This is a genomic window from Janthinobacterium sp. 61, from assembly GCF_002846335.1.
Taxonomy (GTDB): domain Bacteria; phylum Pseudomonadota; class Gammaproteobacteria; order Burkholderiales; family Burkholderiaceae_D; genus Janthinobacterium.
In genome coordinates this window covers 4,495,830-4,513,117 of sequence record NZ_PJMQ01000001.1, presented here as the reverse complement: position 1 = coordinate 4,513,117, position 17,288 = coordinate 4,495,830, and the positions used below count along the sequence as shown (strand labels likewise).

At 63.0% G+C, this 17,288-nt stretch carries 13 protein-coding genes; 3 read left to right on the top strand and 10 right to left on the bottom strand.

What is annotated here, in order from left to right:
• Window positions 1–38: 38 nt before the first annotated feature.
• The 8 genes from CLU92_RS20415 to CLU92_RS20380 form a co-directional block, all read right to left on the bottom strand.
• Window positions 39–806, bottom strand: coding sequence for a hypothetical protein (locus tag CLU92_RS20415; protein WP_101483380.1), 768 nt, complete (start codon window positions 804–806; stop codon window positions 39–41).
• Window positions 803–2,002, bottom strand: coding sequence for a DNA-binding transcriptional regulator (locus tag CLU92_RS20410; protein ID WP_101483379.1), 1,200 nt, complete (start codon window positions 2,000–2,002; stop codon window positions 803–805). The genes CLU92_RS20415 and CLU92_RS20410 overlap by 4 nt, the downstream gene beginning before the upstream one ends.
• Window positions 2,003–2,034: 32 nt before the next feature.
• A complete protein-coding gene (locus tag CLU92_RS20405) occupies window positions 2,035–3,177 on the bottom strand; it encodes a sugar ABC transporter permease (protein WP_101483378.1) in 1,143 nt (380 codons plus the stop codon).
• On the bottom strand, window positions 3,174–4,745 hold the full coding sequence (gene xylG / locus CLU92_RS20400) for a D-xylose ABC transporter ATP-binding protein (RefSeq protein ID WP_101483377.1): 1,572 nt from the start codon (window positions 4,743–4,745) through the stop codon (window positions 3,174–3,176). Before xylG ends, CLU92_RS20405 begins: the two co-directional genes overlap by 4 nt.
• 198 nt (window positions 4,746–4,943) lie before the next feature.
• Window positions 4,944–5,918, bottom strand: a complete 975-nt coding sequence (gene xylF / locus CLU92_RS20395; RefSeq protein WP_101484799.1) for a D-xylose ABC transporter substrate-binding protein — start codon at window positions 5,916–5,918, stop codon at window positions 4,944–4,946.
• Window positions 5,919–6,048: 130 nt separating this feature from the next.
• Window positions 6,049–7,836, bottom strand: a complete 1,788-nt coding sequence (locus CLU92_RS20390; protein WP_101483376.1) for an IlvD/Edd family dehydratase — start codon at window positions 7,834–7,836, stop codon at window positions 6,049–6,051.
• Window positions 7,833–8,600, bottom strand: a complete 768-nt coding sequence (locus CLU92_RS20385; protein ID WP_101483375.1) for an SDR family NAD(P)-dependent oxidoreductase — start codon at window positions 8,598–8,600, stop codon at window positions 7,833–7,835. The genes CLU92_RS20390 and CLU92_RS20385 overlap by 4 nt, the downstream gene beginning before the upstream one ends.
• 26 nt (window positions 8,601–8,626) lie before the next feature.
• The gene (locus tag CLU92_RS20380) at window positions 8,627–9,787 is read right to left on the bottom strand and encodes a fumarylacetoacetate hydrolase family protein (protein WP_101483374.1); all 1,161 of its coding nucleotides are present in this window, start codon (window positions 9,785–9,787) and stop codon (window positions 8,627–8,629) included.
• A 429-nt stretch (window positions 9,788–10,216) separates the two neighbouring features.
• Here CLU92_RS20380 and chvE point away from each other — a divergent pair, with 429 nt between their 5' ends.
• From chvE to mmsB, 3 genes are all read left to right on the top strand, one after another.
• Window positions 10,217–11,239, top strand: a complete 1,023-nt coding sequence (gene chvE, locus CLU92_RS20375; RefSeq protein ID WP_243858246.1) for a multiple monosaccharide ABC transporter substrate-binding protein — start codon at window positions 10,217–10,219, stop codon at window positions 11,237–11,239.
• Window positions 11,240–11,353: 114 nt separating this feature from the next.
• A complete protein-coding gene (mmsA, locus tag CLU92_RS20370; protein WP_101484798.1) occupies window positions 11,354–12,895 on the top strand; it encodes a multiple monosaccharide ABC transporter ATP-binding protein in 1,542 nt (513 codons plus the stop codon).
• Window positions 12,885–14,096: a multiple monosaccharide ABC transporter permease gene (mmsB, locus tag CLU92_RS20365; protein ID WP_101483372.1), complete on the top strand. Its 1,212-nt coding sequence runs from the start codon at window positions 12,885–12,887 to the stop codon at window positions 14,094–14,096. Before mmsA ends, mmsB begins: the two co-directional genes overlap by 11 nt.
• Window positions 14,097–14,146: 50 nt before the next feature.
• Here the strand turns inward: mmsB and CLU92_RS20360 are convergent, their stop codons facing one another.
• Both CLU92_RS20360 and CLU92_RS20355 read right to left on the bottom strand, forming a co-directional pair.
• A complete protein-coding gene (locus CLU92_RS20360; protein ID WP_101483371.1) occupies window positions 14,147–15,766 on the bottom strand; it encodes an NAD(P)/FAD-dependent oxidoreductase in 1,620 nt (539 codons plus the stop codon).
• Complete coding sequence (locus CLU92_RS20355) at window positions 15,766–17,277, bottom strand: polyamine aminopropyltransferase (protein ID WP_101483370.1); 1,512 nt, start codon at window positions 17,275–17,277, stop codon at window positions 15,766–15,768. Before CLU92_RS20355 ends, CLU92_RS20360 begins: the two co-directional genes overlap by 1 nt.
• Window positions 17,278–17,288 lie beyond the last annotated feature (11 nt).

Genomic DNA, 17,288 nt, shown 5'->3' with positions numbered 1-17,288 from the left:
ACCACCCCATGGTAGAACTGCCACGCATATCTGACCAATCACTTATTTGACATCATTGATACCGGTTCTGATATGTCAAACGCGTCGATATCCTGCACGCCCAATCGGTAGGCGAGCTTGAACTGCTTCACCTGTCCCGGCTGCAATTGCACGCCCTGCGCCAGCAGGGAAAAACAGCGCGCATCGGAGTACAGACGGCAGCTCTCCTGGGTACTGGAAAAACGCAAGACCCGGCCGGAAGCGGGGTCGGCAACCCGCGCCGCTTCGCGCAGCTGGCCGCAGCCCGTCCAGTAAAAGTCATGCCGGAATCCCGGCAAGTGCACCAGCGCGGGCCAGGCCAGGCGCGAAGCGAGCGGCGCCGGCTGGCGGAAGTCAAACGCGCTGCCGGCCACATCGAGAGGAGCGCCGCCCGCGCCGCCGCCGGGCCAGTAGCGATCGGCGGCCAGGCGCAGCACATGGTCGCCCACGCTGGCACGGCGGCCCTGCAGATTGAACAGGGGCGCAGCAAGCGCAAAACGGGAAACAGTATCGGCCGTGGCAGTGCAATCGAGGTGCAGGCTGCCATCGTCGTCGAGCCGGTAAGCCAGGTGCACCGACAGGCCGTCTTGTGCCAGGCGCAACAGCAAGTGGCCGTCGTCCGGCGATGCACACTGCCAGCCCGTGGAAGCACGCCCCGCAGGGGGCACCGCTCCAAGCACATCGGCCAGGCGGCCATAGCGGTCGGGCGCCCACCAGGCCCGCACACTGGCATCGTGCGCGTCGATGGCCACGCGCATGCCGCGCGCATTGCGCAGCAGATGCATCATGGCGCCTGTCCGGGGGCTGGAGGTGGCCGGCTGCGTTGCTGGAATTCGCGCGGCGTGCAACCGAGTTCGCGCTTGAAGACGGCATGCATGTACTGCACCGTGGTAAAGCCGCAACGCACAGCCACCTCGGCCACCTGCCCCGGCCCGCGCGCCAGCAGGGTCTTGGCCGCATCGAGCTTGAAATGCAGGATCTCGTCGTGCACGCTGCGCCCCAGCTCATGGCGAAAGTGCGATTCGAGCGAAGACCTCGACACCCCCACGTAATCGGCCACCTGCTCCGTCTTGATGCCCTGGCACGCATACTGGCGGATGAAGTGGCGCGCCTGCATCACCTGCGGATGCTGGAAGGGCTGGTGGCGGGTGGAGGCAAGCACGTTCAGGCCGGCCGGCGGTACCAGGATGCGCGTGCCGGACAGGCGCGCGCCATTCAGCATCTGGTGCAGCAAATGCGCCGCCGTGCGGCCCATTTCCTCCGTTCCCTGGATCACGGAACTGAGCGGAATGCGCGTGAGCATGCGCGCCAGCGGATCGTTGTCGATGCCGATCAGGGCCACTTGCTCCGGCACGGCGATGCCCGCATGCATGCAGGCTTGCAGCAGCTGGCGCGCGCGCGCGTCGCTGACGGCGATGATGCCGACGGGTTTTTCCAGGCTGTTGAGCCAGGCGATCTGCTGCTCCACCGCTTCATCCCACGCGGGCGCGCTGGTGGCGACGCCCCGGTACACGTCGGCGCGCATGTGGTCGCGCTCCATCAATGCGCAAAAAGCCGTTTCGCGCTCCTGCGCCCAGCGGTTGACGTCCGCCTCGGGCAGGCTGAAACAGGCAAAGCGCGTCAGGCCCGCTTCCACCAGGTGCTCATAGGCCAGCTTGACGATCTTGAAATTATCGGTTGCCACATACGGAATGCCGGCCGGGTAATCGTCCGTGCGCGCATACGAGCCGCCAACGGCCACCACGGGCAGACGGCTGTGGGCCAGCGCAGCGCAGACGGCGGGATCATCGAAATCGGCGATGATGCCGTCGCCTTGCCAGCGTTCGATGCCGGGCAGGCGGCAGCGAAAATCCTCTTCCAGGAACAGGTCCCACGACACGCGCGTGGTATTCAGGTAGGCGGCGATGCCCGCGATGATGTCGCGGTCGTAGATCTTATTCCCGTTAAACAGCAGCGCGATCCGGTGCGCGGTCGGCATCTTCATGGTGTCTCCTCCCGTGCCAGATTTTTTCACGGCTATCTGCGCCCTGCCCGCGTGCTGACATCGACCCACACGGCGAGGGTGAGGATACTGCCTTTCACGATCATCTGCCAGTAAGTGTCGACGTCCAGCATGGACATGCCGTTATCCAGGCTGGCCATCACCAGCGCGCCGATCAAGGCGCCATACACCGTGCCCGAGCCGCCGCGCATCGAAGTGCCGCCGATGAAGCAGGCGGCGATGGCATCGAGTTCGCTGAAGGTGCCGGCTGACGGCGACCCGGCCGCCAGCCGGCCCGTGTTGATCAGGCCAGCCAGCGCGCACATCAGGCCCATGATGCCGAAGATCCACAGCTTGACGGCTTTCACGTTGATGCCGGACAAACGCGTCGCCTCCATATTGCTGCCCACGGCGTAGATGCGGCGGCCAAACACGGTCTGGCTGGTGATGTAGCTGAACAGTCCCAGCAAGGCCAGCAGCAACAGCACGGGCAGCGGGATGCCTTCATAACCGTTCAGGGTTTGCACGAAGGCATACAGCACGGCGCCGATGACGGCCAGGCGCAAGCCATCGGCCCAGGGCGCCGTCTGTGGCAAGCCATGCTGCGCGCGGCTGGCGCGCGCGCGCCACGTCAGGAAGGCGGCCAGCAGGAACAGGCCGATGCCCAGCGCAATGCCGGGCATCGCGGGCAGGTAGCCTTGCCCCAGGTAGACCATAGGCTCGGAGACGGGCGCGATCGTGATACCGCCCGTGATGCCCAACAGGATGCCGCGATACGCCAGCATGCCGCCCAGTCCGACAATAAAGGAGGGGATGCCCCGGTACGCCGTCAGGTAGCCATTGAGCAAACCTATCACCAGGCCGCAGCCGAGTACTGCCGCCAGGTTCAGCGCCAGCGGCCAGTGCTGCGTCACATCCAGCACGGCGGCGATACCGCCTAATAGGCCCAGCAGGGAGCCGATCGACAGGTCTATCTCGCCGGCGATAATCACCAGCACCATGCCGCAGGCGAGGATGCCGGTGACGGACATCTGGCGCAGCAGGTTCGACAGGTTGCGCGGTGTGAGGAAACTGCCCTGCGTCTTCCACGAAAAGAAGGCCCAGATCAAGGCGACCGCGATCAGCAGGGCCAGCATCTTGTATTGGGTGAACAGCTGTTTGATACTGTGCGGTTTCATGCTGCGGGTTCCTTGTTGTCGGTATGGGCGGCTGGCACCGGGCGCTGGTCCAGCGCCGCCGCCAGCACGGTTTCCTGGCTCAGGCCATCGTTGATAAAGTCGCCGCGCAGGCGGCCCTCGCCCATCACCAGCACGCGGTCGGACACGCCCAGCACTTCTGCCAGTTCCGACGAGACCATGATGATGGCCACGCCCTGGTCGGCCAGCGCCAGCATCAATTTGTAGATTTCATATTTGGCGCCCACATCGACGCCGCGCGTGGGCTCGTCGAGGATCAGCACGCGCGGGCGCGTCAGCAGCATCTTCGCCAGCACGGCTTTTTGCTGGTTGCCGCCCGACAAGCTCGTAATGGGCAGCGACGGGCTGGCCGCCTTCAGTTCGAGCTGGGCGATCTCGCCGCGCACGGCCTTCAATTCAGCCTCTCCATCGATGCGCGTGGCGCGCGCGAATTGCTCCAGCACGGCCAGGGTGATGTTCTGCCCCACGTCGAGATCGGGCACGATGCCGTGATGCTTGCGGTCTTCCGGCACCATGGCCAGGCCCATGGCAATCGCCTTTTGCGGCGAGCGGGTATCGATCTTGCGGCCATCGAGCCAGACTTCGGCCTGGCACGGCCCCTGATAGGCGCCGAACAGGGCCGAGACCAGCTCCGTGCGCCCCGCCCCGACGAGACCGGCGATGCCGAGGATCTCGCCTTTGCGCAGGGTGAACGAGACGTCGTCGACGCGCTTGCGCTGCGGATTGTCGGCGTCGATGCAGCTCACGTGGCGTGCCTCGAACAGCACCTCGCCGATCGCATCTTTTTTTGTGCGCTGCGGATACAGCTGGTTCATTTCGCGGCCCACCATCTGCGCGATGATGCGTTCCACATTCATCTGCGCCATCGGCGTGGTGGCGATATGCTTGCCGTCGCGGATGACGACGATGGTGTCGCAGATGGCCGCCACTTCATCGAGCTTGTGCGAAATGTAGATGCAGGTGACGCCCTTGGCTTTCAGAGCACGCAGGATATCGAGCAGCACGGCGATTTCCGACGCCGTCAGCGACGACGACGGCTCGTCGAGAATCAGCAAGCGCGCATTCTTGTTCAGCGCCTTGGCGATTTCCACCAGTTGCTGGTGGCCACCGCCGTAGTTCATCACGGGCTGCGCCACGTTCAGTTCGGGAATTTTCAGTTCGCGCAGCAGCTCGTCGGCGCGCTTGTACATGGCCGCATAATGCATGCGCCCGCCCGGCAGGGTGAGCTCGCGGCCCATGAAGATATTCTCGGCCACGGACAGCTGCGGCACCAGCATCAGTTCCTGGTGGATGATGATGATGCCCGCGTCTTCCGTGTCGCGGATCGATTGCGCGCGCAAAGGCTGGCCATCCCACAGGATGTCACCATCCCAGGTGCCGTGCGGGTAGACGCCGGACAGCACCTTCATCAGGGTTGACTTGCCTGCGCCATTCTCGCCGCACAAGCCGATGCACTCGCCGGCCCGCACCTGCAGGTCGATGCCGTCAAGCGCGCGGACACCGCCAAACTGTTTGACGATGCCTTTCATTTTAAGCAGATAGTCGGACATGCTCACTCTCGTTGCGGATACGGGGGGGAAATGTCGGATTACGCGACGCCAAGGCGTCGCTAATCCGACCTACGATCGATGCGGACGGCCGACACCACAACCGGCGTTTCCGGAGCCGGCGATTGTCGGATAACGGCCGATGCGGGCAATCGTAGGTCGGCTTAGCGCGCAGCGCGTAAGCCGACATCAAGCGGGTGATCAATTACCCAGCTGCGCCTTGGTATAGAAGCCGTCATCGACGAGAATGTTCACATTCGCCTTGGTCAAGGGCGTCGGTTTGAGCAGCACGGTGCTGACCTTTTTCAAACCGTTGTCATAGCTGGAGTTGTAGGCCGGCTTTTCATTGCGCGCCAGCTGGATGGCCAGCTTGGCCGCTTCCGAAGCGATCGTTTTCAACGGTTTGTAGACGGTCATCGATTGCGTGCCGGCGATCACGCGTTTCACCGCCGCCAGATCGGCGTCCTGGCCCGAGACCGGCACCTTGCCGGCCAGCTTTTGCGCGGCCAGCGCCTGGATGGCGCCGCCGGCCGTGCCGTCGTTCGAGGCGACGATGGCGTCGATCTTGTTGCCGTTGGCCGTCAGCGCGTTTTCCACGATGGACAGCGCTTCGGTGGCGCTCCAGTCCTTCACCCACTGCTGGCCAACGATCTTGATGTCACCCTTGTCGATGAACGGTTTCAGTACCTTCATCTGGCCTTCGCGCAGCATCTTGGCGTTGTTGTCGGTCGGCGAGCCGCCCAGCAGGTAGTAATTGCCCTTCGGCTGCAGCTTGGTCACGCCTTCGGCCTGCATTTCGCCCACTTTCTCGTTGTCGAACGAGATATACGCATCGATATCGGCGTTCAGGATCAGGCGGTCATACGACAGCACCTTGATGCCGGCCTTTTTCGCCTCCTTGACGGTGTTGTTGAGGACTGTGGCGTTGAACGGCACGATCACCAGCACGTCCACGCCGCGCGAGATCAGGTTCTCGATCTGCGAAATCTGGCGCTGCTCGCTGGCGTCGGCCGATTGCACGAAGACCTTGGCGCCCTGCTTTTCGGCGGCGGCGATGAAGAAATCGCGGTCGCGCGTCCAGCGTTCCACGCGCAAATCGTCGATGGAAAAACCGATCTTCGGGTTTTTCGCATCGGCCAGGGCGGCGCTGCTGGTCAATGCCAGCATGGCGGTCATGATGGCTGCACTGATGATCTTGTTCATTGTGTGTCTCCTTGTGGATTTTATTAACAACGTTTTTTCACTGCGGGGTACTTCTACAATCACGTCGGGTTGCGCCGTAACGGCTAACCCGACCTACGTGCTACTAATGGTTGTGGCGCGGCAGGGTCTGGCCCACGGCACGGTATTTCAGCGCCAGCTCCATGCAGGCGCCCGTTTCCAGCTGGCCCACGCTGGCGCGGTAGATCTCCTGCCACGGCGTGGCGCTGTCGTTGACGGGCGGCGGCAGTTCCTGTGCGCGGCGCGCCAGCTCTAAGGCATCGACCAGCATGTCGCAGCGGCCCGCGTTCAGGTCCACGCGGATGATGTCGCCCGTGCGCAGCAGCGCCAGGCCGCCACCGACCGCGCTTTCCGGCGACGCGTTCAGGATCGAAGGGCTGTCCGACGTGCCCGACTGGCGCCCGTCGCCCAGGGTTGGCAAGTTCAGGATGCCCGCCTTGAGCAAGGCATCGGGCGGCTGCATGTTGACCACTTCGGCCGAACCGGGCCAGCCCACGGGGCCGGCGCCGCGCATGACCAGCATGCAGCTGTCGTCGATGGCCAATGCCGGGTCGTTGATGCGCGCGTGGTAGTCGTTTGAACCGTCAAAGACGATGGCGCGCGCCTCGAACACACCTTCGCTGCCGGAACGCGACAGGTATCGCTCGCGGAAAGCGGGCGAAATCACGCTGGTCTTCATGATGGCGAAGTCGAACAGATTGCCCTGCAAGGCCATGAAACCGGCCTTTTCCTTCAATGGCGCGGCAAACGGACGAATCATCTCGCGGTCCGCGCTCTCGCGCCCGGCCAGGTTCACCGCCATGCTCTGGCCCGTGACGGTGGGCCGCTGCGTGTGCAGCAAGCCCGCCTGCTGCAACTCCCACATCACGGCAGGCACGCCGCCGGCGCGGTGGAAGCGCTCGCCCAGGTATTTTCCGGCCGGCTGCATGTTGAGGAGCAGGGGCACGTCGTAGCCGTGCTCCATCCAGTCGCTCGAGTGCAGTTCCACGCCCGCATGGCGGGCCATGGCCATCAGATGCGGCTGGGCATTGGTGGAGCCGCCGATGGCCGCGTTGACGATGATGGCGTCCAGGAACGCTTCGCGTGTGAGGATGCTCGACGGACGCACGTCCTCGAACGCCAGGTCGACGATGCGCCGCCCCGTTTCGTAGGCGATCTGGCCCCGTTCGCGGTACGGCGCGGGAATGGCCGAGCAGCCAGTCAGCGACATGCCCAGCGCCTCGGCCAGCGCATTCATGGTCGATGCCGTGCCCATGGTGTTGCAGTGGCCGGCCGACGGCGCCGAGGCAGCGGCGATTTGCAGGAATTTGTCGTTGTCGATCAAGCCGGCAGACAGCTGGCGGCGGCCCTTCCAGATGGCGGCTCCGGAACCCACCAGTTCACCGTCCATCCAGCCATCGAGCATGGGACCGCCCGACAGCACGATGGCGGGAATATCGACCGTGGCGGCAGCCATCAGCTGGGCCGGCGTGGTCTTGTCGCAGCCGGTGGTCAGCACCACGGCGTCGATCGGGTAGCCATGCAGGATTTCCACCAGGCCCAGATACGCCAGGTTGCGGTCCAGCGCGGCCGTAGGACGGCGGCAGTTCTCGAAGATCGGGTGCAGCGGAAATTCCATCGGGATGCCGCCGGCGTCGCGGATGCCGTCGCGCACGCGCTGCGCCAGTTCCAGGTGGATGCGGTTGCAGGGACTGATGTCGCTGCCGCTTTGCGCAATGCCGATGATGGGCCGGCCCGAACGCAGCTCCTCGGCCGTGATCCCGTAGTTCATGAAGCGCTCCAGGTACAGCGCCGTCATGTCGATGTGGTCGGGATTGTCGAACCAGTCCTGCGAGCGGAAGCGCCGCGCCTGGCGTTGGGCTGGAATGTTCATGCGCCGTACCAGCCAGCGTCGACATAGTATTCGCGTCCGGCGCACTTGGCCGCGTTGTCCGACGCCAGAAACAATGCCAGCGCCGCCACGTCCTCCGGCTCCACGCGCAACTGCAGGCATTGTCCCTGCAGGATCACGGCTTCCGCTTCCGGCGTATGCCACAGTTTTTCCTGGCGCGGCGTACGCACGGCGCCGGGAATGATGCAGTTGACGCGGATGCCATGCACGCCCAGGTCGCGCGCCAGGCCGCGCGTCAGGCCCTCGATCCCGGCTTTCGCCGTCATGTAGATTGACAGGTTCGCTTGCGCCAGGTGCCAGGAAATCGAGCCCAGGTTGAGGATTACACCACTGCCCTTGGCGCGCATGGCCGGCGCCACTGCCTGGGCGCAGAAATACTGGTGGCGCAGGTTGACAGCGATGCGCTCGTCCCAGTAGGCGGGCGTGACATCCTGCAGCTGGTGGCGGTCGTCATTGGCTGCGTTGTTGATGAGGATATCCGTGGCGCCCGCGCTGTGTTCGATCTCGGCGAAAGTGGCGGCCAGGGCACCCAGGTCGGTCAGGTCGCAATAGCGGAAAACGGGCGGCTGCGGCAAGTGGGCGAGCTTCTCTTGCAGCGCCAGCGACGCTGCACGGGCGATGTCGAGAAAGGTGACGTGGGCGCCCTGGCGCGCGAACGCTTCGACGATGGCCACGCCGATACCGGTGCCGCCGCCCGTGATGACGACGTGCTTGCCGGCCAGGCTGGGATAGATTGCGTGCTGCATGGTGTCTCTCTCTTAAAAAAAACGGATCAAAGCAAGCCGCGTTGGGCCAGGTTCTGGTACAGCGCGCGCACGCCAAACGTCCAGGGAAGGATCGCATCGCAGCGCTGCACTTCGTTGACCAGCGCGCCCAGCGCGGCGCTGGCGATGGTGACGCGGTCGCCCAGGTGATGCGTAAAGCCGCCGCCCCGCGCACCGCGGTCTTTCACGGGCGAGAACATGGTCCCCAGGAACAGCATGAAACCGTCCGGATACTGGTGGTACTGGCCTGCTGTCTGGCGTACCAGGTCGAGCGGGTCGCGGCTGATCTCGCGCATGAAACTGGCGCCTTCGAGCACAAAGCCGTCGTCCGCGCCCTCGATCAGCAGCGACACTTCCGCCTGGCGCACGGTATCGAGCGTAAAGCCCTCGTCAAACAGGCGGATGAAGGGGCCGATGGCGCAGGAGCCGTTGTTATCCTTGGCCTTGCCCAGCAACAGGGCGCTGCGCCCTTCGATGTCGCGCAGGTTGACGTCGTTGCCCAAGCTCGCCCCCAGCACCTCGCCGCGGCTGTTGACGGCCAGGACGATCTCCGGCTCGGGGTTGTTCCAGGCGGACGATGGCAGCAAGCCCACTTGCGCGCCGCAGCCCACCGACGACATCGGCTGCGCCTTGGTGAACACTTCCGCATCGGGGCCGATACCCACTTCCATGTATTGCGACCAGGCGCCGCGCTGCTGCAGCTGCTGTTTCAGGCGCTGGGCCGCATCCGAGCCGGGTTTTAATGCAGACAAGTCACTGCCCAATGTCGTTTGCAGCGCGGCGCGCAGGCTCGCCGCGCGCGCCGCGTCGCCCCCCGCCTGTTCCTCGATCACCCGTTCCAGCAGGCTGACGGCGAAGGTCACGCCGCAGGCCTTGACGGCCTGCAGGTCGCACGGCGCCAGCAACAGCGGCTCGCCGGCAGGCGCGGCCAGCGCCTGCGCCATCAGCGCCTGCACTGGGCCGAGCGCAATACCGGGCGCATGGCGGGCGATATCGAGCGCATCGCCGCGCTCGAACAGCTCGGCCACCGTCGCCACCGTCCGCGTGATATCGACCACTTCGCCGGCGCGCACGGCGACGATGCAAGGGCCGTCACGCCAGATGCGGCCGATGAGGAGGGCCTGCGCCAGGTCGGCGGGCAACAGGGAGGCGGGGGAAATCGGCTGCATGGCAAGCTTTCAAAAGTTCATGACGGGATGGCTGCTCTTCAAGTTCGGACCGATTCTGCGCGCCGCCCTGTGTCGCCGCAATTACGAAAATCACCAAATTGAATGATGATTATTGGTATTGCGGCGCACCAAAAAAAGCCGCCGGCCGGCCTCCGTTTCCGCCCTGTCAGCAGGTGGGAAGGGGCTGATGGCGCATTGCATCAATTGGCTCATCGATATCGTTTTGGATATCACCAATGCGAAAAAAGTGATTGGTGAGGGATGGATGGACAAACTAGTATCAGCCGTGGCCTGCAATCGGCCATTCGCACAGAGCCCGCCCCACTGGACGACGGCCCTGGCACATTCAACTATCGAAGACGGTGGAGACCTGAAATGAAAACAACAATGAAAATGCTGACCGCGAGCCTGGCGCTGGCCATCTCCGGCATGGCAGTAATGCCTGTGGCAAGCGCCGCCGACAAGGGCGCGATCGGCATCTCGATGCCGACCAAGTCGTCCATGCGCTGGATCGCCGACGGCGACAACATGGTCAAGGTATTCAAGGAGCGCGGCTACAAGACAGACTTGCAGTTTGCCGACGACGATATCCCGAACCAGCTGGCGCAAGTGGAAAACATGATCACCAAGGGCGCCAAGGTGCTGGTGATCGCCGCCATCGACGGTACCACCTTGTCGAACGTGCTGCAAAAGGCGGCCGACAAGGGCATCAAGGTCATCTCATATGACCGTCTGATCCGCGGCACGAAAAACATCGATTACTACGCCACCTTCGACAACTTCCAGGTCGGCGTGCTGCAAGCGGGCTATATCGAATCGGCGCTGAAACTCAAGGAAGGCAAGGGTCCGTTCAATATCGAACTGTTCGGCGGTTCGGCTGACGACAACAATGCGCACTTCTTCTACAACGGCGCGCTGTCGGTCCTGAAACCCTACATCGACAGCGGCAAGCTGGTGGTGCGCTCGAAGCAGATGGGCATGGAAAAGGTCGCCACCCTGCGCTGGGATGGCGCCGTGGCGCAGGCCCGCATGGATAACCTGCTCAGCGCCTACTATGGCAATGCGCGTGTCGATGCTGTGCTGTCGCCGTATGACGGCTTGAGCATCGGCATCCTGTCCTCGCTCAAGGGGGTCGGCTACGGCACGCCGAAACAGCCCTTCCCCGTCGTGACGGGCCAGGATGCGGAAATCCCGTCGGTAAAATCGATTATCCGGGGCGAACAGGCGTCGACCGTGTTCAAGGACACGCGCGAACTGGCCAAGGTGACGGCGAATATGGTCGACGCGATGATGGGCGGCAAGACGCCGACCGTCAACGATACCAAGACCTATAACAACGGCGTCAAGGTGGTTCCATCGTACCTGCTCAAACCCGTCACCGTCGACAAGGCGAACTGGAAGCAGGTGCTCGTCACCGGCAGCGGCTACTACACGGAAGCGCAAGTGAAATAAGCATCGACGGTACTGAAGGCCCGGCGCTGCCGGGTCTTTCGCTTCATGCAATATCCAGAACAAGACTGCCGCACGACCGATGCCGAAAACGTGCGGCCGTGCCAGAGAGGTTATATGACGAACACTATCCTGGAAATGCGCGGGATACGCAAAACATTCCCGGGCGTCGTTGCGCTCGACAATGTCAACCTGCGGGTACGCAGCGGCGAGATCCACGCCATCGTCGGCGAAAACGGCGCCGGCAAATCGACCCTGATGAAAGTGCTGAGCGGCGTCTACGGCCATGGCAGCTATACGGGCGACATCGATTACCTGGGCCAGACGCGGCACTTCCGCGGCATCAAGGACAGCGAAGAAATCGGCATCATCATCATCCACCAGGAACTGGCGCTAGTGCCCCTGCTATCGATTGCCGAGAATATCTTTCTCGGCAACGAGCCGGCCCGCATGGGCGTTATCGACTGGGAATACGCGCAAACGAAGACGCGCGAACTGTTGCGCAAGGTCGGACTGAAGGAGTCGCCCGACACCCTGATCACCAATCTGGGCGTGGGCAAGCAGCAGTTGATTGAAATCGCCAAGGCGCTGTGCAAGGACGTCAAGCTCCTGATCCTCGACGAACCGACTGCCAGCCTGAATGAAAGCGACAGCGCGGCCCTGCTCGATTTGCTGCTGGAGCTGAAACGCCAGGGCATCGCATCGATCCTGATTTCGCACAAGCTCAATGAAATTTCACGGGTCGCCGATGCCATCACGGTGCTGCGCGACGGGAACACGGTCGACAGTTTCGACTGCCGAGTCGAACCGGTCAGCGAAGACCGCATCATCGAAAAAATGGTCGGGCGCGAGATGGCCGACCGCTATCCCCCGCGCACGCCCACCATCGGCGAGACCATTTTCGAAGTGCGCGACTGGCGCGTCTTCCATCCCGAGCATGCCGACCGCCCCGTCATCAAGGGCATCAGCATGCATGCCAAAAAGGGGGAAATCATCGGCATCGCCGGCTTGATGGGATCCGGGCGCACGGAACTGGCGATGAGCATTTTCGGGCGCGCCTACGGCCAGCGCATCAGCGGCACGGTGCTCAAGAATGGCCAGGAAATCGACGTCAGCACCATCGGCAAGGCCATCGCCCACGGCCTCGCGTATGTCACGGAAGACCGCAAGGGCCTGGGCCTGATCCTCGAGGAAGACATCAAGAAAAACACCAGCCTGGCCAACCTGGACGCGGTGTCGACGCGCACGGTCATCGACGAGGCGCGCGAGTTTGGCGTGGCCGACGAGTTCCGCCGCAAGCTCAAAATCCGCTGCTCGAGCATCCTGCAAAAGGTGGTCAACCTGTCCGGCGGCAACCAGCAGAAAGTGGTGCTGGCGAAGTGGCTGTTCTCGCGTCCCGACATCCTCATCCTCGATGAACCGAGCCGCGGCATCGACGTGGGCGCCAAATACGAGATCTACAGCATCATCAGCGAGCTGGCTGCCGAAGGCAAATGCATCATCATGATTTCCTCGGAAATGCCGGAATTGCTGGGCATGTGCGACCGGATCTATGTCATGAACGAAGGCCGCTTTGCGGCAGAACTCAGCGCAGCAGAAGCATCGCAGGAGCGAATCATGCGCGCAATCGTTACACACGGAGAAAACAATGGACAATAAACTGACAGCGGGGGCAGCGGCAGGCACCACCACCGCGCCGGCCGGCAAGAGCTATGCTGGTTTTTTGAAGAACAATATGCGCGACTACGGCATGCTGCTCTCCCTGATCGTCATCATGGGCTTTTTCCAGTACATGACCGACGGCACCCTGATGCAGCCGCTCAATCTCACCAACCTGGTGCTGCAAAACAGCTACATCGTCATCATGGCGCTGGGCATGCTGATGGTTATCGTGGCCGGCCATATCGATTTGTCCGTTGGCTCGGTGGTCGGCTTCGTCGGCGCGCTGGCGGCCGTCCTGATCGTCAACTACCACATGAATTTTGTCGCCGCCAGCATACTCTGTCTGCTGGCTGGCGCCGTGATCGGCGGCGCGCAAGGATATTTTGTCGCCTTCTTTAAAATCCCGTCCTTCATCGTCACCCTGGCCGGCATGCTGGTATTCAAGGGCCTGACCCTGGCGCTGCTGGCTGGCCAGTCGGTCGGTCCCTTCCCGGAAGGCTTCCAGATGCTCAGCTCGGGCTTCCTGCCCGACCCGTTCGGCGGAGAGAATCTGCGCGGCCTATCGCTGCTGCTGGGCGTGATCGCCGCCGCGGCGCTGATCATCACCTCGCTGCGCAGCCGCGCCAAGCAACTCAGGCACGGCATGGAGAACGAGCCGCGCGCCTTCTTCCTGCTGAAAAACGGCATCTTCGCCGCCGTGATGGTGTATTTCAGCTACCTTCTGGCTTCGTACCGCGGCTTCCCCAACGTGCTGGCCGTGATGTCCCTGCTCATCGTCGCCTACACCTTCATTACCAACCGCACCGTGCTGGGCCGCCGCGTATATGCCGTGGGCGGCAACGAAAAGGCGGCGCGCCTGTCCGGCATCAAGACGGAACGGGTCAGCTTCTACACTTTCGTCAACATGGGCATGCTGGCCGCGCTGGCGGGCCTGATCTTCGCAGCGCGCCTGAACACGGCCACACCGAAGGCAGGCACGGGTTTCGAGCTGGACGTGATCGCCGCCTGCTTCATCGGCGGCGCCTCGGCCTCGGGTGGCGTGGGCAAGGTGATGGGGGCCGTCATCGGCGCCTTCATCATGGGCGTGATGAACAACGGTATGTCCATCATGGGCATCGGCATCGACTACCAGCAGGTGATCAAGGGGCTGGTGCTGCTGGCCGCCGTCTTTATCGACGTGATCAACAAGAACAAGTAGACCGGTTCGAGCCTTAGGGGGCTCTGGCCGGCGCTTGCGCCGGCCTTTTTTCATTTCACCGCCAGCCGCGCCGCCCTGTCACCCCACCACGCCGCCTCCTCGAACACGGAAAAGCCGGACAAATCGGCATGCGCGAACAGGATCGCGCCGTCGTGTTCACGCAGCGCCTTCAGCCCCGCATTGCTGCGAAATCCCGGCAACGGCGCGGCCATCGCATGGCCGCGCACGGTAATGTCGACGCGTTCGACGCAGCTGGCAAAATCGCGCCCATACGCCGTTTTCAGGTCGACGCTGGCCAGCGCCAGCAATTCCTCGGAACTGGCCGTGTCGAGCCACTTGCGCGCTTCCTGCGGCGTGCGGTCGGACAGGGCCACGTAGGCGCTGAAGACAGTTTTCTCGGGCGGGCGCACGCGGATATCCTGGTGCGTGGAGACGACATAGCCGAGGCCAGGCTCCTGGTACACCACGTTGTCCCAGCAGAGCGGCGCATGCGGCAGTTCGTCGGGAAAGCGCTTGAGCAGGAAGTTGGCCACCATCCATGGCGCATAGGCGGGCGTATGGCGTTTCGCGTCGAAGCCGTAGTCGGCGATGTTGTTCACCACGCGCGCCGCCACATACAGTGGCATGGCACAGATGGCCTTGCGTGCCTTGACCAGGTAAGTGCGCGGCTGGCCGTCGACCAGTTCAAAACACAGCGCTTCCACACCATCAGTCGTGGTGGTGACGGAGATCACCGTACCCGCATGGCGTTCGACGCCGGAGGTCTTTTCCATGGCCGTGGCCACGGGTTGCATGCCACCGGGCCAGGTCAGCCAGGCGCCGTTACCGGCATTGGCCGCCTGCCCCCAGCGGCTGCAGTAGTAATGCAGGCCGGCCCAGGCCGAGACCTGGTCGTAGCGCGTGCCGTAGTCGTCGCGGCAGCAGTAATTCAAATACCAGTGCAAGGTGGGCGAGGTATAGCCGTGCTGCTCCATCCAGGTCTTCAAGCTGATGTTGTCGAGCGCCTGCCAGGCTGGGTCTTGCGACGATTCCACGGTGGGAAAGACAAACACGCGCTTGCCATCGTTGCCGCGCGCCTGGCGCAGCTGCGCCACCTGCGCAAAGAAGCGCTGGTGCTGCGCCAGTTCCGCCGGCGGCACGCCTTCGGTGGGAATGAAGCCATCCTGCCACTGGCCATTGAACAGCAATCGTTCCTCGGGCGCGTGCAGAATATAGCGCTCGTCGTAGGTCGGCTTTTCCGCCATCGGGTCGCGTTGAATGATCCCCAGGTCGAACAGGATCTCACGCACATGGATCGATTCGGGCGAGGGCAACGGCAAATAATGGCCACCGGTCGGATAGGCCAGGTCGCCGAAATGGCCTCCGGCCGCGTTGCCGTAGGGCTGGGGGCCGTCGATCATCAGGAAATCCCGGTGCCCAAGCTTGTTCAGGCGCCAGGCAGCCGTCAGGCCGGCGATGCCGGAACCAAGGATGGCGACATCGGTCGTCAGCGTTCGGGTAGGCGCTGGCAATGCCTTGCGATCGCGAAGATAGTGTCCTTCGCTGCGGCCCGGATACAGCACTGTCGGCGTGATTTCCTGCCAGCGCAGATACGCGGTGATGCTGCCGATGCCAGCTGCGGCTGCCGCCGTGCCGCCGGCGGCCCACAGCATGAAGGAACGGCGCTGCATCAGCGGATCACCCGGTTCCAGTCCTGCTCGAATTCATGCACGAGCGACTGGGTATTCAAGCGATTCGGCGCCATCGGCAGCGGCTGCATGTCAGGGGGGAAGATGAACATTTCGCGCGTGGTGTCCGCATTCAGGTAGCGCATCGGCAGGCGGTACTTCGTCGGCGGTGTGTAGTCGAGCTGGGGTGAAGCCAGGATAAACCCCCATTCGCCGAACGAGGGCACGTAGGCGTGGTAGGGCCAGGTGCGCATGCCCACTTCGCGCAAGGTCGAATTGATGGTCCAGTAGGCATGCGGAGCAAAGAAGGGCGACGTCGATTGCACCACCATCAGGCCTTTGGCCGCCAAGTGCTTTTTCACCAGATCATAGAAGGGAACAGAGTACAGTTTACCGAGCGCGAAGCTGGACGGATCGGGGAAATCGACGATGGCCGCATCGAACATGTCGGCGTTGTTACGCAGCCAGACGGCGGCATCGGCATTGACGACGGTGACACGCTTGTCCGAGAACGAGCTGTTATTCAACTTGGCCAGTTCCGGGCGCGTAGTAAACGCGCCCGTCATGGCGGGGTCGAGGTCGACCACGGTGACGTGTTCGATATTCGGATAGCGCAGGATCTCGCGCAGCGCCAGGCCATCGCCGCCGCCCAGCACCAGCACGCGGCGTGCCCACGGCAAGGCTTCCAGCACGGGATGCACCAGCGCCTCGTGGTAGCGGTACTCGTCGCGCGAGGAAAACTGCAGGTTGCCATTGATGTATAAACGCGTATCGTCCTTCCAGCGCGTGATCACCAGACGCTGGTAGGGCGTGGTGGTGGAATACACGATCTGGTCGCCGAACAGGCCGTGTTCGCCCCAGGCCACCATGCGGTCCGACATGGCAAAGCCGGCGATCAGTACCAGCATCACGGCGCAGGCGCGCAGGAAGCGCCCCGTGAGGTTCTTCAGCTCCGCGCGAAACACATAGATTGTCCACAGGCCCACGCCAACATTAAGCATGCCGAACAAAAAGCCCGTGCGTACCAGTCCCAGGTACGGTGACAGCACCAGCGGGAACAGCAGCGAGACGGCCAACGCGCCCAGGTAATCGAAGGTGAGCACGCGGCTGACCAGTTCAGAAAATTCCGTCTGGCGCGAATTCAAGGCGCGCATCACCAGTGGCACTTCCATACCGACCAGTGCGCCGATCAGGAACACCATCACATACAATAAGGTGCGAAATGGCGCGGCCATCCACGAAAACGTCATGAACAGGATGGCGGCCGACAGGCCACCGATCAGGCCCACGGCCAGTTCGATGTCGACGAAGCGAGAGAGCACGTCATCGTCCCGCACATACTTTGAAAAGTGAGCACCCACACCCATGGCAAACAAGTAACAGCCAATGATGGTGGAAAACTGCAGGATGGAGTCTCCAAGCAGGTAGCTGGACATGGCGCCGGCGATCAGCTCATACGCGAGGCCGCAGGAGGCGACCACGAAGACGGACAAAATCAGAATCTTTTTGTTCATTGGACTTTTTT

Coding starts and splice junctions, on each gene's coding strand:
- CLU92_RS20415 (WP_101483380.1), bottom strand. CDS start 806: ATGATGCATCTGCTGCGCAATGCGCGCGGCATGCGCGTGGCCATCGAC.
- CLU92_RS20410 (WP_101483379.1), bottom strand. CDS start 2,002: ATGAAGATGCCGACCGCGCACCGGATCGCGCTGCTGTTTAACGGGAAT.
- CLU92_RS20405 (WP_101483378.1), bottom strand. CDS start 3,177: ATGAAACCGCACAGTATCAAACAGCTGTTCACCCAATACAAGATGCTG.
- xylG (WP_101483377.1), bottom strand. CDS start 4,745: ATGTCCGACTATCTGCTTAAAATGAAAGGCATCGTCAAACAGTTTGGC.
- xylF (WP_101484799.1), bottom strand. CDS start 5,918: ATGACCGCCATGCTGGCATTGACCAGCAGCGCCGCCCTGGCCGATGCG.
- CLU92_RS20390 (WP_101483376.1), bottom strand. CDS start 7,836: ATGAACATTCCAGCCCAACGCCAGGCGCGGCGCTTCCGCTCGCAGGAC.
- CLU92_RS20385 (WP_101483375.1), bottom strand. CDS start 8,600: ATGCAGCACGCAATCTATCCCAGCCTGGCCGGCAAGCACGTCGTCATC.
- CLU92_RS20380 (WP_101483374.1), bottom strand. CDS start 9,787: ATGCAGCCGATTTCCCCCGCCTCCCTGTTGCCCGCCGACCTGGCGCAG.
- chvE (WP_243858246.1), top strand. CDS start 10,217: ATGGCAGTAATGCCTGTGGCAAGCGCCGCCGACAAGGGCGCGATCGGC.
- mmsA (WP_101484798.1), top strand. CDS start 11,354: ATGACGAACACTATCCTGGAAATGCGCGGGATACGCAAAACATTCCCG.
- mmsB (WP_101483372.1), top strand. CDS start 12,885: ATGGACAATAAACTGACAGCGGGGGCAGCGGCAGGCACCACCACCGCG.
- CLU92_RS20360 (WP_101483371.1), bottom strand. CDS start 15,766: ATGCAGCGCCGTTCCTTCATGCTGTGGGCCGCCGGCGGCACGGCGGCA.
- CLU92_RS20355 (WP_101483370.1), bottom strand. CDS start 17,277: ATGAACAAAAAGATTCTGATTTTGTCCGTCTTCGTGGTCGCCTCCTGC.